14 protein-coding genes and 1 tRNA gene are annotated in these 13,947 nt (G+C 59.6%); 9 read left to right on the top strand and 6 right to left on the bottom strand.

From position 1 onward, the window contains the following. Nucleotides 1–50 precede the first annotated feature (50 nt). Complete coding sequence (locus ACHZCU_RS13955; protein WP_106303404.1) at nucleotides 51–806, bottom strand: IclR family transcriptional regulator; 756 nt, start codon at nucleotides 804–806, stop codon at nucleotides 51–53. Between the two features lie 188 nt (nucleotides 807–994). Between ACHZCU_RS13955 and ACHZCU_RS13960 the strand changes: the two genes are divergently transcribed. From ACHZCU_RS13960 to ACHZCU_RS13995, 8 genes are all read left to right on the top strand, one after another. After that, complete coding sequence (locus ACHZCU_RS13960; RefSeq protein WP_319519262.1) at nucleotides 995–2,317, top strand: sugar ABC transporter substrate-binding protein; 1,323 nt, start codon at nucleotides 995–997, stop codon at nucleotides 2,315–2,317. Nucleotides 2,318–2,417: 100 nt separating this feature from the next. Further along, complete coding sequence (locus ACHZCU_RS13965; protein WP_319519263.1) at nucleotides 2,418–3,320, top strand: sugar ABC transporter permease; 903 nt, start codon at nucleotides 2,418–2,420, stop codon at nucleotides 3,318–3,320. Then, complete coding sequence (locus ACHZCU_RS13970; protein ID WP_227023569.1) at nucleotides 3,317–4,183, top strand: carbohydrate ABC transporter permease; 867 nt, start codon at nucleotides 3,317–3,319, stop codon at nucleotides 4,181–4,183. The genes ACHZCU_RS13965 and ACHZCU_RS13970 overlap by 4 nt, the downstream gene beginning before the upstream one ends. 4 nt (nucleotides 4,184–4,187) lie before the next feature. Further along, nucleotides 4,188–5,279, top strand: coding sequence for a sn-glycerol-3-phosphate ABC transporter ATP-binding protein UgpC (locus tag ACHZCU_RS13975; RefSeq protein ID WP_319519264.1), 1,092 nt, complete (start codon nucleotides 4,188–4,190; stop codon nucleotides 5,277–5,279). 17 nt (nucleotides 5,280–5,296) lie between these two features. Then, the gene (locus ACHZCU_RS13980; RefSeq protein WP_106303388.1) at nucleotides 5,297–6,028 is read left to right on the top strand and encodes an SDR family oxidoreductase; all 732 of its coding nucleotides are present in this window, start codon (nucleotides 5,297–5,299) and stop codon (nucleotides 6,026–6,028) included. Between the two features lie 32 nt (nucleotides 6,029–6,060). Continuing rightward, complete coding sequence (locus ACHZCU_RS13985; protein ID WP_319519265.1) at nucleotides 6,061–7,341, top strand: L-fuconate dehydratase; 1,281 nt, start codon at nucleotides 6,061–6,063, stop codon at nucleotides 7,339–7,341. A 334-nt stretch (nucleotides 7,342–7,675) separates the two neighbouring features. Then, nucleotides 7,676–8,527 (top strand): fumarylacetoacetate hydrolase family protein, encoded by an 852-nt coding sequence (locus ACHZCU_RS13990; protein WP_319519266.1) that lies wholly within the window; start codon nucleotides 7,676–7,678, stop codon nucleotides 8,525–8,527. Nucleotides 8,528–8,751: 224 nt separating this feature from the next. Next, nucleotides 8,752–9,564, top strand: coding sequence for a fumarylacetoacetate hydrolase family protein (locus tag ACHZCU_RS13995; RefSeq protein ID WP_319519267.1), 813 nt, complete (start codon nucleotides 8,752–8,754; stop codon nucleotides 9,562–9,564). Between the two features lie 152 nt (nucleotides 9,565–9,716). On the opposite strand, the gene ACHZCU_RS14000 is transcribed toward ACHZCU_RS13995, so the two are convergent. Further along, entirely contained in the window at nucleotides 9,717–10,775 is a 1,059-nt protein-coding gene (locus ACHZCU_RS14000) for a porin (protein ID WP_106303375.1), read from the bottom strand. Nucleotides 10,776–11,352: 577 nt separating this feature from the next. Between ACHZCU_RS14000 and ACHZCU_RS14005 the strand changes: the two genes are divergently transcribed. Further along, a tRNA-Ala gene (locus ACHZCU_RS14005) sits at nucleotides 11,353–11,428 on the top strand. Nucleotides 11,429–11,468: 40 nt separating this feature from the next. Here ACHZCU_RS14005 and ACHZCU_RS14010 read toward each other — a convergent pair. The 4 genes from ACHZCU_RS14010 to ACHZCU_RS14025 are packed head-to-tail and all read right to left on the bottom strand — an operon-like array spanning nucleotide 11,469 to nucleotide 13,871. Beyond that, on the bottom strand, nucleotides 11,469–11,897 hold the full coding sequence (locus ACHZCU_RS14010; RefSeq protein ID WP_106303372.1) for a DUF1178 family protein: 429 nt from the start codon (nucleotides 11,895–11,897) through the stop codon (nucleotides 11,469–11,471). A gap of 4 nt (nucleotides 11,898–11,901) precedes the next feature. Continuing rightward, complete coding sequence (locus ACHZCU_RS14015; RefSeq protein WP_319519268.1) at nucleotides 11,902–12,774, bottom strand: carbon-nitrogen hydrolase family protein; 873 nt, start codon at nucleotides 12,772–12,774, stop codon at nucleotides 11,902–11,904. After that, entirely contained in the window at nucleotides 12,775–13,041 is a 267-nt protein-coding gene (gene grxC, locus ACHZCU_RS14020; protein ID WP_106303366.1) for a glutaredoxin 3, read from the bottom strand. A 44-nt stretch (nucleotides 13,042–13,085) separates the two neighbouring features. After that, entirely contained in the window at nucleotides 13,086–13,871 is a 786-nt protein-coding gene (locus ACHZCU_RS14025; protein ID WP_106303363.1) for a ComF family protein, read from the bottom strand. Nucleotides 13,872–13,947: the final 76 nt, after the last annotated feature.

Here is a 13,947-nt window from a genome sequence, read left to right on the forward strand (position 1 = left end):
GGCTTGATTTCAATGCCGTTTCCGCCCTCACGCGAAGGCGTTGAAATGGCTTATTCCTCCGTGCGGCCCTTTGACAGGCTGGCTGCTGCCGCCCGCACCAGCTTCAACGTGTGGGCCTGGTCCTCGCTGCTGTTGCGGTCGCGCCGCTCGGTATAGGGCGAGGTGATGACGGCCATCACCGTTCCGAGTGGGCCGATGACGGGGGCCGAGACATTGGTAACACCTGCGATCTGTTCGGACACCATCAGTGTGTAACCGTCCTTGCGAATGGTCGGCAGCCGGGCCTCGATCTCCGGCGTCAACGCCTCGCCGGCCCCTTTCAGCATCAGGGCCCGGTTTTCGGGAGAGGAAAAGGCCAGAAAGACAAGGCCGGAACCGGTCGAGGTCAGCTTGAGTCGGGTGCCGACCCGCACCGCGAGCGTCCAGTAGCTTGGGGCATCCACCTGTGCGACGACGATGGCCGCGTTCCGCTCGAAGACCACCATGTGGCACGACTGCCCGGCTTCCTGTGCGACCTGCTGCAGGAGCGGCATCGCCTGGTTGACGAGGCGTCTCAGCGGCGGGCGGGCATGCACCAGCTCGAACATCTTCAACGTAATCTCGTAGCGATCCTCCGGTGTGCGGCGGATATATTCGCGCCGCACCAGCCGGTCGAGCATGCGGTAGATTTCATTCGGGGTGCGGCCGAGCGACTTGGCAATTTCCGCCTGGCTCAGCGAGCCGTCCGTTTCCGCGAGCAACTCGAAAATATCGAGTCCCTTGTCGAGGGCAGGGGCACGGTAACGGTCGGATTCATCTGTGGTCATGGTCGGTCCTCAAGCGGCGGGCGATGGTCTTCACCCTGAAATTTCTGCGAAACTGCCGCCCTTCCTGTCCAATATCAAGAGCGCCGTTGACGGCTTCGCCTAAATGGTGCTTATATACAAATAGACTTTTCAAATATGGAGGATCAAGTCTTTTCTGGCTTGAGTTATTGAGGAGGAGAAACATGCGAATGAAATATCTGAAGGCAAGCCTTGTTGCCTGCTGCGCTTTGGGCGGCCTGACCGCTGCCGCGCATGCGGAGGATTTCGATTACGGGAGTTTTCCCGATTATACGCTGCAGGTTAAGCTGATCGGCGGCACGCAATACGAGAAGCTCTACACTCGCATTCCCGAATGGGAAGAAATGACCGGCGCCAAGGTCGAGATCGTTTCGTCGAAGAATCACTTCGACCTTGACCGTGAGATCAAGCAGGACATTGCCGCCGGCGACATTTCCTGGTGCGTGGGCTCCAATCACACCAGCTTCGCTCCGCAATACGGCAATCTCTACATCGACCTGAAGGACCACATTCCGCAGTCCGAACTCGATAAATATGTTCAGGGCACGCTGCAGGCTTCCACGGTGGATGGCCGTCTGGTGCAGCTGCCGCGCGTGACCGACGTTTCCAACCTTTATTACCGCAAGAGCCTTTATGCCGACCCGGCAAACCAGGAGGCCTGGAAGGAACAGTACGGCACAGACCTGGCACCGCCGAAGACCTTTGACGAGTTCCGCGATCAGGTGATCTTCTTCGCCGATCCGCCGAACCTTTACGGCACAGCCTTTGCCGGCAAGGACGAAGGCATGTCGGGCCGGTTCATGGAAATCCTGCGCGCCAATGGCGGCGACATTTTCGATGAGGACATGAAGCCCGTCTTCAATTCCGAAGCCGGCGTGGAAGCGCTCCAGTGGTTCATCGACATTTATGATGCTGGCGCGGTTCCGGCCGGTACGGTCAACTACACCTGGGACGATATCGGCCAGGCCATGGCCGCCGGTCAGCTTGCCATCGATCTGGACTGGCCGGGTTTTGCGGCTTTCTTTGCCGATCCCGAAGCCTCCAAGATTTCCGATGATCTCGGCTATGCAGTTTCGCCCGTCGGAACATCAGGCAAGCGCGGCGGCTGGTCCGGTTCGCATTCCTTCTCCGTCACCGAAGATTGCGACAACAAGGATGCCGCCGTCTCCTTCGCCGTATTCATGACCAATGATGAAAGCGAGCTGATGGAAGCCAAGGCCGGCAACCTGCCGACCCGCACGGCGACCTATGACGAAGTGGTGGCGTGGTTCAACGCCAACGGCAAGGAAAACCTCGCCGAGATGTTCACCGTGTGGAAGGAATCGCTTGCCGATGCCCGCACGCCGCCGCTGATCCCTGAATGGATTCAGGTGTCCAACGTGCTGTGGCCGGAACTGCAGGCGGCCATCGTCGGCGAAAAGACGCCGCAGGAAGCCCTCGACGATGCCGCCGAGGAAGCGACCTATATTATGGAAGACGCCGGCTATTACTGATTGCCGGACGTGAGCATTCGTCGCCGGCTTTGGCCGGCGGCGCTTCCGGCGATGACCGGACATTCCTATCCGTTTTCAAGTGACTTTTTATGGGCGTGACATGAAATTTCTCAGGTCGCCGGCGGCGACGCCGTATCTTCTTCTTCTGCCTGCCATCGTCGTCATTCTGGCGGTGGTGCTGGTACCGTTGCTTGTGTCCTTCTGGACGAGCTTTACCAGCTACAACCTCGTGCGGCCGGATTCGCTTTATAATTTCGTCGGCCTTCGAAACTACAAGCGGCTCTGGGGCAATGACGATTTCTGGTGGGCATTCGGGCGCACCGTGGTGTTCATCACCATTGCCCTCAATCTCGAAATGGTCATGGGGCTCGGCCTTGCGCTTCTGGTCAACCGCATCACCTGGGGCCAGCGCACGCTTCGCACCATCATGATGTTTCCGATGATGTTTTCGCCCATTCTCGTCGGCTTTCAGTTCAAATACATCTTCAACGATTCCGTCGGGCTGGTGAACAATGCGCTGTTCTCGCTCGGCCTCATCTCCAGGCCCATTCCGTGGCTGGTCAATGGCTGGCTTGCCAATTTCTCCATCATCGTCGCGGAAATGTGGATGTCGACATCGATCTTCGCCATTCTGCTGATGGCCGGTCTTCTGGCAATGCCGAAGGATCCGATCGAGGCGGCCAAGGTCGATGGCTGCAATGCCCTTCAGGTGTTCCGCCACATCACCCTGCCATTCCTGATGCCGTTCATCTGGATTGCCATGACCATCCGTTCGCTCGATGTTGCGCGGGCCTATGACATGGTGAAAATCATGACCAATGGCGGGCCTGCCGGGCGCACGGAACTGATCTGGACGTTGATGACGCGCACCGGCTACCAGAACTCGCAGATGGGCATGGCGAACGCCATGGGCTACATCTCCATCCTGCTGTCCATCGCCTTTACCATCATGTTCTACCGCAATCTTTCGAAGGCGCGTGTCTTCATGGGAGGGGCCCAATGAGCAGCGCAATGACGATTGAAAAGCCCTGGCAGCGCTGGCTGCTGAGACTGACGCTGTTCTGCGCGATGATGATCCTTGTCGTGCCCGGCGCCTGGGTGGTGCTGACGGCCTTCCGCCCCAATGTCGAGGTCATGGCGCGCCCGCCGATCTGGATCCCGCAGCAATGGACGCTCAATAATTTTCTCGGCATTTTCGGGCTTCTGCCCGAGCGCCAGCAGGGCTTGCCGGTCACCAATTATTTCATCAATTCGATGGTGATCTCGCTGACCTCGACCCTTGTCGCCATTCTTGTCGGCATGATGGGCGGCTATGCCTTTGCCCGCTACCGGTTCAAGGGCAAGGGCGCGCTGTTTTTATCCTTCATGCTGTCGCGCACGGTGCCGGGCGTGGCGCTGTCGCTGCCGCTCTTTATCCTCTGGAGCAAGATCGGGCTGATCGATACCAAATTCGGGCTGATCCTCGTCTATATGGCGATCAACATCCCCTTCACCATCTGGCTGACGGACGGCTTCTTCCGGCAGATCCCGGCTGACCTTTCCGAAGCCGCCCAGATTGACGGCTGCACCCGCTGGCAGGCGTTCTGGAAGGTGGAGTTTCCGCTGGCCCGTTCGGGGCTGGCATCGGCCGGTATCTTCGCCTTCCTGACGGCATGGAACGAGTTCGCGCTGGCAAGCCAGCTGACCCGCACCACCGCATCGAAGACCATGCCGGTCGGGCTGATGGATTTTACCGCCCAGTTCACCGTCGACTGGACCGGGATGAGCGCCATGGCGGTGCTGATTATCATCCCCGCCCTCATTCTCACCTTCATCGTACAAAAGCATCTGATTGCCGGACTGACGTTCGGTGGTGTGAAAGGATAATCCCGTGGCCGAAGTGCACCTTTCCAAAATCGTCAAGCGTTATGGTTCGCTGGAAGTCGTTCACGGCATCGACCTTGAGGTCGCGCATAACGAGTTCGTCGTTCTCGTCGGCCCGTCGGGCTGCGGCAAGTCGACAACGCTGCGCATGATCGCCGGTCTGGAGGAAATCTCCGGCGGCGAACTGAAGATCGGCGATCGTGTCGTCAATTCCCTGCCGCCGCGCTCGCGCAACATCTCCATGGTGTTCCAGTCCTATGCGCTTTATCCGCATATGACCGTGCGCGAAAATCTCGGTTTCGGGCTCAAGATCGCCGGCATGACGCCGGAGGACATCAAGCCGCGCGTCGATGAGGCCGCGGGCATTCTGGGGCTGGACAGCTTCATGGACCGTCTGCCCGCCAACCTGTCCGGCGGCCAGCGCCAGCGCGTGGCCATGGGCCGCGCCATCGTCCGCCATCCGGATGTCTTCCTGTTCGACGAACCGCTGTCCAACCTCGATGCCAAGCTCAGAGGCCAGATGCGCGTCGAGATCAAGAAACTGCATCAGCGGGTCAAGACAACGGTCATTTATGTCACCCACGACCAGGTGGAGGCGATGACGCTGGCAGACCGGATCGTGATCATGCGCGATGGTTATGTCGAGCAGGTCGGCACCCCGACCGAGGTGTTCGAAAACCCGGTCAACACATTCGTGGCCGGTTTCATCGGCTCCCCGCCGATGAACCAGCTTGACGGCGTGGTCGAAGCTGATGGCGCCCGGCTGGAAGACCGCACGCTTGTGCCTCTGCCTGCCGATATCGCGCCGAAGGTTTCCGAAGGGCAGAAGGTCGTGGTCGGTTTCCGTCCGGACGCATTTGCGCCAAAGGGCCATTCCCTGCATCCTGAAGACCGCTCCACGGAAATCAGCCTTCCGGTGATGATTTCAGAACCGCTTGGCACGGAGACCATCATCTACACCCGGCTTGGCGGCAAGGAAGTTCAGGCCAAGATGCTCGACCCGCACCCGCTGGAAGATGGCGAGACGCTGACATTCACTCTCGACCTCGAACGCCTGCATGTTTTCGACGGCGAAACCGGCCGAAGCCTGCGCGCCTGACTAAAAAGGAAAATCACATGACCGACCTTTCCGGAAAAACCTGCTTTATCACCGCAGCCGCGCAGGGCATTGGCGCGGCCTCCGTCATGGCCTTTGTAAAGGCCGGCGCGAAGGTCATTGCCACCGATATCAACGCCGAAAAACTGGCCGAACTGGAAAACGTGGAAGGGGTGACCACCCGCGTCCTGAATGTGCTTTCCGATGAGGAAGTGACGGCGGCGGCTGCAGAAACAGGCGGTGTCGACATCCTCTTCAACTGCGCCGGCGTGGTTCATAACGGCTCGGTTCTGGATATGCCCGAAGGCGACCTCGATTTTGCCTTCGACCTCAATGTGAGAGCGATGGTGCGGACCATCCGCGCTTTCCTGCCCGGCATGCTGGAGCGCGGCGATGGCGCCATCATCAACATGTCGTCCGTTGCATCCTCGCTGAAGGGCGTCCCGAACCGTTTTGCCTATTCCACCACCAAGGCCGCCGTTCTCGGCATGACCAAGGCAATTGCCGCCGACTATGTGACGCGCGGCATTCGCTGCAATGCCATATGCCCCGGCACGGTCGACAGCCCCTCGCTGCAGGAACGGCTGAAGGCAACCGGCGATTATGAAAAGGCGCGGGCTGACTTTATCGCCCGCCAGCCCATCGGCCGCATCGGCGCGCCGGAGGAAATCGCCGATCTCGCAGTCTATCTTGCCGGCGCGACCTACACGACCGGTCAGGCGCATGTCGTCGATGGCGGCTGGACCTGCTGAGATATCGAACGCATTTTTAAAGGCTTACCGACATGACCACGATAACGGGCCTTTCGGTCCATGATCTGCGTTTTCCGACCTCCGAAAAGCTTGACGGGTCGGATGCGATGAACCCGGACCCGGATTATTCCGCTGCCTATGTGATCCTGAAAACCGACCGCGACCTTGAAGGTCACGGGCTGACATTCACCATCGGCCGCGGCAATGAAGTCGTCTGCGCCGCGATTGCCGCCCTTGAAGGGCGGGTGGCAGGTCTTTATCTCGACTGGATCCTTGAAAACCCTGGCCGCTTCTGGCGGCACATCACCGGCGACAGCCAGTTGCGCTGGATCGGCCCGGACAAGGGCGCGATGCATCTGGCAACGGGCGCAGTGGTCAATGCCGTCTGGGATCTGCAGGGCAAGGCCGCGAAAAAGCCGGTCTGGCAGCTTGTCGGCGAAATGACGCCCGAACAACTGGTTTCGATTGTCGATTTCCGCTACCTGACCGACGCCATCACCCCGGAGGAGGCGCTTGAAATCTTCCGCAAGGCCGAAGACGGCAAGGCCGAACGCATGGCCGAGCTGAAGCTAAACGGCTATCCCTGCTATACGACCTCGGCCGGCTGGCTCGGCTACAGCCACGACAAGCTGCGCCGGCTTGCGCAGGAAGCGGTCGATTCCGGCTTCACCCACATCAAGATGAAGGTCGGGCAGGATCGCGACGAGGATGTTGCGCGGCTGAAGATTGTGCGCGAGGTCATTGGCGATGACCGCACGCTGATGATCGACGCCAATCAGGTCTGGGAAGTGGACGAGGCCATTGACTGGGTCAATGCGCTGGCCCCCTTCCGCCCCTATTTCATCGAGGAGCCGACCAGCCCCGACGATGTTGCCGGTCATCGCAAAATCCGTGAGGCCGTGGCGCCGATCAGAGTCGCCACCGGCGAGATGTGCCAGAACCGCATCATGTTCAAGCAGTTCATCGCCGGCGGCTCCATCGATATCGTCCAGATCGATGCCTGCCGCATCGGCGGGCTGAACGAGGTGCTTTCGGTGCTGCTGATGGCGGCGAAATTCGGCCTGCCGGTCTGGCCGCATGCCGGCGGCGTCGGCCTTTGCGAATATGTCCAGCATCTTTCGATGATCGACTATCTGGTCGTCTCCGGCACCAAAGAGGGCCGTGTCATCGAATATGTCGACCATCTGCACGAACATTTCGTCGAGCCCTGCCGCATTGAAAAGGCTGCCTACATGCCGCCGGAAATGCCCGGCTTTTCCGTTGAGATGAAGCCGGAAACGCTTCATAACTACGCGTATTCGGGGAAGGATTGAGGAAAGAGGTTCGCATTCCCGCAGTTCATGCGGTGTGGTTCGACGCCCTTTCCGCCCTCTACGGCGTCATCCTCGGGCTTGACCCGAGGATCTGGTCACCTTGCCGCAGAATCGGCGTCGGCGATTTTCAAGACGGCTTTCCGATACGCCTGTCGCCGGTATAAAAGCCTGGATTCTCGGGTCAAGCCCGAGAATGACGCAAGTGGAGGCACAGGGGAATTTCGAGAGGGATGGGCGGCTGCTACGCTGTCTCGGCCTCTCCAACATGAAACGAGCTTGCTGCCGCAAAGGCAGATGAAAGGCGCCCCGCGCGTCATGACACAGGAGAATTATCATGAAATTGCTTCGTCTTGGTGCCAAGGGCGCTGAACGTCCGGCCATCCTGCATTCGGACGGAACCTACCGCGACATTTCCTCCGTGGTCGTCGATATTGCCGGCGACGCACTGGGCGCTGCGGGACTGGCGCGTATTGCCGCCGCCGATATCGCCAGCCTGCCGGTTCTGCCGCAGACAAGCCGCATCGGCGCCTGCGTCGGCAAGGTCGGCAAATTCATCTGCATCGGTCTCAACTATGCCGACCATGCGGCTGAAACCGGCGCGGACCTGCCCAAGGAGCCGATCATCTTCATGAAGGCGACCAGCGCCATTATCGGCCCCAATGATGATGTCCGTATTCCGCGGAATTCGAAAAAGACCGACTGGGAGGTCGAACTCGGCGTGGTCATCGGCAAGGAAGCCTCTTACGTCGATGAAGCCGATGCGATGGACTACGTTGCCGGCTATTGCGTCGTCAACGACCTGTCCGAGCGTGAATTCCAGGCCGAACGTTCCGGCCAGTGGGTCAAGGGCAAGAGCGCCGATACGTTCGGCCCGATCGGCCCTTATCTCGTGACGCGTGACGAGGTGGAAGACCCGCAGAACCTTCCCATGTGGCTGGAAGTCGACGGCCACCGCTATCAGGACGGTTCGACGAAAACGATGATCTTCGGCGTGCAGCATCTGGTCAGCTATCTGTCGCAGTTCATGAGCCTGCAGCCGGGCGATATCATCACCACCGGCACCCCGCCCGGTGTCGGCATGGGGCAAAAGCCGGAGCCGGTCTACCTGAAGGAAGGCCAGACCATGAAGCTCGGCATCGAGGGCCTTGGCGAGCAGTCGCAGAAGACGATTGCCTGGAACGCCTGATCTTTATCCCGGTGGCGCGGGCGGCATTGCGCCCGCGCCGCTGGAGCAGAAGCGAGCCCGATCGGAGTATCGCCGGGCAATGCAATGGCCAAACCATCCGGGGTTGAGCGTGTAATCGCCTATGTCATGTTGCCGGCTGTCCACTCGCCTGTGGCGGCAATCGGGTGTAAAGCACCATGTGGGTGCAATGCCCGTTACGAAATTCCCGGATACTGGAAGAGATCATGACTGAAGAAGACATCCAAGACGTGGCAAGCGCTTTCGTCGAGGCGCGGCGTGCGGCGAAAATCCTTGATGCGTTCCCCGGTCCGCTGCCGGAAACGCTTGCCGAAGCCTACCAGGTTCAGGACAAGGCCCTCGAACTCGACGGCCGGCCGGTTGCCGGGTGGAAGGTTGCCGGTGTGCATCCCGACCTTCAGCAAAAGCTGGGGGCGACGCGGATCGTCGGACCGATCTTTGCCGAAAATGTCCATCATCTTCCCGCAGGCGGCGTTGCCGCGGTGACGGTTTTTGATGGTGGCTTTGCGGCTCTGGAGGCGGAATTTACGGCCGTGCTTGCCCGTGATCTGGAGCCGTCGGCGGAAGGCTTTACCGATGAGGTCATCATGGCCGCGCTTGAAGGTATTCATGCCGGTTCGGAGATCGCGTCCTCTCCGCTGCCGAGCCTCAATGCCATCGGTCCCCTCGCGGTCGTCAGCGATCACGGAAACAATGCCGGTGCCATTGTCGGCCCTGTGATCGAGGGCTGGGACAGGCTTGAGCTTGAGACCATGACATCGCGCATGCTGGTCAATGGCACGCTTGCCGGGGAAGGTTCGGCAGCCAAGCCAAGCGGTGGGCCGCTGGAATCGATCCGCCAGCTGGCTGAGAACCTCAAGGCGCGCGGTCGCATGCTGAAGAAGGGCGATATCGTGCTGACCGGCATGACCACCGGCATTCACGAAGTCACGCCCGGCGCTCATGCGCGTGCCGAATTCTCAGGCGCGGCGCCGTTCGATATCGACGTCACTGCAGCTAGCAACAATCGCGGCGCATAATTGCCAGTAGGGTTTCGCGCGATATCCTCATCACGGCAGGACCTGTCAAACGCGGCCGGTCCTGCTCCGTGACGGCGAAAAAACACTCCCGGCGCAAGGCCGGGAGTGTCGGAAACATTGCAGGAAAAATGCGTTACAGGTGCTGGAAGCGTCTAGAAATCGCGTTCCAGGCGAACCCAGCCGAACCAGTTCTGCTGGTTCCAGTCATCGTCAAGAAAAGCATAGTTGACGTTGGTTCTGAGGTGGAAATCATCCACGATCTCCCAGTCGGCCGTGGCGCCGGCTTCCCAGAAGACCTTGTCATTGCTGGCCACATTATACTGCGCCTGTGGCGCCAGTATCAGGTCCTCGGTGACATTGAAGTAGTAGTTGGCGGCGACCGCGTATTTCAGATAGGTGTCCGCGATCGGTGAATCGTCCCAGTTCGCCGCAGTGAAATCCGGACCGTAGGCGATAAAGCCGCTTTCGTAGAGACCGGCGATTTCCAGCGTGCCGGGACCGATGCCGAAACCGGCCCAGGGGCGGATCGCATAGGTCTCGTTGTGGGTGTCATAGGCGGCATCGAGTTTCAGGTAATTGCTGTCGGAGACAACATAGCCGAGGCGGGCGGAAAGACCCAGCTTGGCGAGGTCATCCGTGCCGACATCATCCGGCGTCATCGCGTCGACAGACAGCGCCGCCTGAAAATGATCAGCACCATAATAGCCGAGACGGATGGAGTTATAGCGGCTCACATTGTCGATATTGTCGAGTTCGCCCCAGAGGTCCTGGTTCCAGTAGCCCTTGATGTAACCGGCGCGCAGCGCAACCGCGTTGCCGATCTCGATATAGGCCTCGTCAAATTTGACCTCGTCTCCGGTCCCGTTGGAATAAAAATAGAATTCCGGGACCATTCTCGATGTCAACGTGCCGAGTTCGGTGTCCGTCTTCGCGGTGATCGCGAGATTGGCCTTCACATAGGGATACCAGTCGCCGTCGGCGCTGGACCCGGTCTGGATGCCGCCGAACTTGGTCTCAAAACGGACATAACCGCCAACGCTGAGGCAGGTCTCCGTGCCCGGAACATAGAAATAACCACTGCCGAAAGCGTCGCAGACTTCGACGTAATTGGCCGTCACGGGTTCGATCACCACAACCGGGTCTGCCGCATTGGCGCCAGTGGCGGTCGCGAGCATCGAAGCGGAGCCGATGAGCAATAATTTGGTCTTCATGGTCAGTACTCTCCAGAGCCCTTGGAAATCATCACTTGAACGCAGGAATGCCGTGACGCACTCGGTTATTTTTATGATCTATCAATTCCCGACGATTGCAGCACCGACTATACGTTTACTTGTTTCAAGCACAACTGCCGATGGCGGATTCTTGCATTGGTCGTGGAATTTTCACTCGGTTTGAGGCCGGTGTGTTGTCAATCGGCAACTTTTTCCGTGTCGAATGGCGTATTTATACGGCTTCTGTCGAATGTCTCATATGTATAAAAAATATAATAAAAACAACTTATTAATGCTGTGTTCATATAAGCGGAAATGCAAATGACGTCGCCATGGACAAAGCTGCCGATGGCCCTTGCCACAGAGGGGGAGAGCATTGTTGCAGCGGCAGACGGGGCTTTCGCCGCAACCCGATAACAGGCCCTGCAGTTGCAACCACGGAGCATGCCGGATCGGTGGCTACCGGGGCGGGGCTGCGGCAATCTGCCATCGGGTTCACGCTCGATTTCGGCCTCGTTTGCGCGTCTTGATGCTTGCCTGACAAAGGCGTTTGGAGTATCAGCGTGGTCGCCAATATGGGGCCGTAGCTCAGCTGGGAGAGCGCTGCAATCGCACTGCAGAGGTCGGCGGTTCGATCCCGCTCGGCTCCACCATTTCCATACATGGCCGCTTTCGCCGGATCGTCGCGTAAACTCAGTTCTTGTCTTCGGGCAGGGTCGGTAGCGGCATGATCTCGATGCCTTCTTCAAGCAGATCACGGACCTCTTCCGATTTTGCCTCGCCGATAATGCCGCGTTTTTCAGCCTCGCCGTAGTGGATCTTGCGCGCTTCTTCGGGAAAGCGCGCGCCGACATCCTCGGAATTGGCGCGGATTTCCGTAACGGCCTGTTTCAGCTTCTCAAGCGCTTCCCGCTGGGCCTTGTCGACCAGCGCCGTCTTGCGTTGCTCCTGCTTGCGCGCGGTCGAGACCTGTGGCGCCATCAATCCCTTTGTGATCGATGCGGAATTGCAGACCGGACAGGTGAGAAGGCCGCTTTCGACCTGCCGGTCGAAATCGTCGCTGCCGGAAAACCAGCCGTCAAAGGCATGGCCGTTGTCACAGGAGAGAGAATAGTGGATCACGGGGTCAGTCTTTCGCTGTGGCCTTTTCGGCGGCCCCTTGGCTGTTGCCGCTTTCAAGAAGCGTGAAAGCACGGATGTTGTTCAGATTGGGCACCTTGCCGCGCGCCTGCGCTACGTCATCGGTATCGATTTCGGCGGTGATCACGGCTTCGCCCGCATCGCCGGCTTCGGCCAGAATGCGGCCCCACGGGTCGATGATGATCGAATGGCCGAAGGTCTCGCGGCCGTCATCATGCTGGCCTGCCTGCGCTGCCGAAATCATGAACGCGCCGTTTTCGATGGCGCGTGCGCGCTGCAGCACATGCCAGTGGGCTTCACCGGTCTGTCTGGTAAAGGCGGCGGGGGCCGTCAGCACATCCGCGCCGGCCAGGGCATAGGCCCGGAAAAGATCGGGAAAGCGCACGTCATAACAGATGCCCATGCCGATCTTTGCAAACGGCAGCCCGGCCAGATTTGCATTCTCGCCGGGGCGATAGACCGCGCTTTCACGCCAGCTTTCGCCATTGTCGAGATCGACATCGAACATGTGGATCTTGTCGTAGCGTGCGGTAACCGTGCCATCAGGCGCAAACAGCAAAGCGCGGTTGGCAACCATGCCGTTGCCCACGGCGATCGCGGTCGAGCCGATATGCAGGTAAACGCCGCATTCGCGGGCAAGGCCGGAGGCCGTGCGGACGATGATATCCTCGTCCTCGCCTTTCAGCACGGCCATCAGCGCCTTGCGGTCCTTCTGCACAGCGCCGGTCATTTCCGGCGTCTGGATATATTGCGCGCCTTTCGCGGCGGCCTCATGCACCAGGTCGGACAGTGTTGCGGCGTTTTTCTCCGGCTCGGTGCCGGAGCGCATCTGCAGGGCGGCGGCGGTGAAACGGGTCATTCAGTCGTCCTGTGCGGAAAGAAGCGGGTCGAGCTTGCCGGCATGCTCGAGGGCGAAAAGATCGTCGCAACCGCCAATGTGGCGATCGTCGATGAAAACCTGCGGAAAGGTTGAGCTTCCGTTGGCGCGTTGGATCATCGTTGCGCGGACGTCCGGGGTTTCGGTGGCGTTGTACTCGGTAAAATCGACGCCCTTGTCGGACAGCAGCTTTTTCGCACGGGTGCAGAAACCGCAAAATTCGCGCGTGTATATCTCGACATTCGCCATGGTGTTTCCGGTATCCTTTCGTTGAAAGCCTCGACGTTCACCCCTCATATAGTTTCATCGAGAACGCGTGCAAAGGTCAAAACGCTGATCTCGGCTGCCCCCTTGCGCCTCAGGGCCCGCGCTGCGGCGGAAACCGTGGCGCCGGTGGTGTAGACATCATCGATCAGCAGAATGGAGCGGCCGAATACCGCATCCTCGCGGTCGGGGGAAAGCGCGAAGGCCCCGCGCACATTGTCCTCGCGGGCCGTGCGCGACAGGCCGACCTGTTGGCTGGTGCGCCGTTTGCGCCTGAGCAGCCCCGGCAGAAAGGGCTTGCCGGTCAGTTTTGCCAGATTGCGTGCCAGCTCGGCCGATTGGTTGAAGCGGCGGGACATCATCCGCGTGGGATGCAGGGGCACGGCGGCAATGCCGTCGCAACGCGCGATCATCCCGTCATCGGCGCGACGCATCCATTCTGCCATCATGACCGCAAGATGGGTATTGTCGCGATATTTGAGGGCGTGAACCAGATTGCGTACCGTTCCGGAATAAAAGGCGGCCGAGCGCAGCCGGTCGAAATCCGGCGGGTTGGCAATGGCTTCCGCGCTGATGATATCCGGCCCGAGATCATGTGAAAACGGTGTTCCAAGCACCGCACAATAGGGCCGTTCGATGAAGCGGATATCGCTCCAGCAGGCAACGCAGAGTGCGCGATGCGTGCCGGTGGTTCTCCCGCAGGCCGCACACACGGGCGGAAAGACGACATTGCCGAGCGAGGCCAGCGCATCGCGTGCCAGAGCGGCGGAACGGGCGCGTATCGTCTGAACTTTCCGTGGTGTGATCTCATCCATGTCTTCAGCGTAGCGCGTTGACGGATGCTTTACGACTCCCTAATTGGCAGGATGAGTGAACTGGAAAGGCCGCTAT

The organism is uncultured Martelella sp., from assembly GCF_963677965.2.
Taxonomy (GTDB): Bacteria; Pseudomonadota; Alphaproteobacteria; order Rhizobiales; family Rhizobiaceae; genus Martelella; species Martelella mangrovi.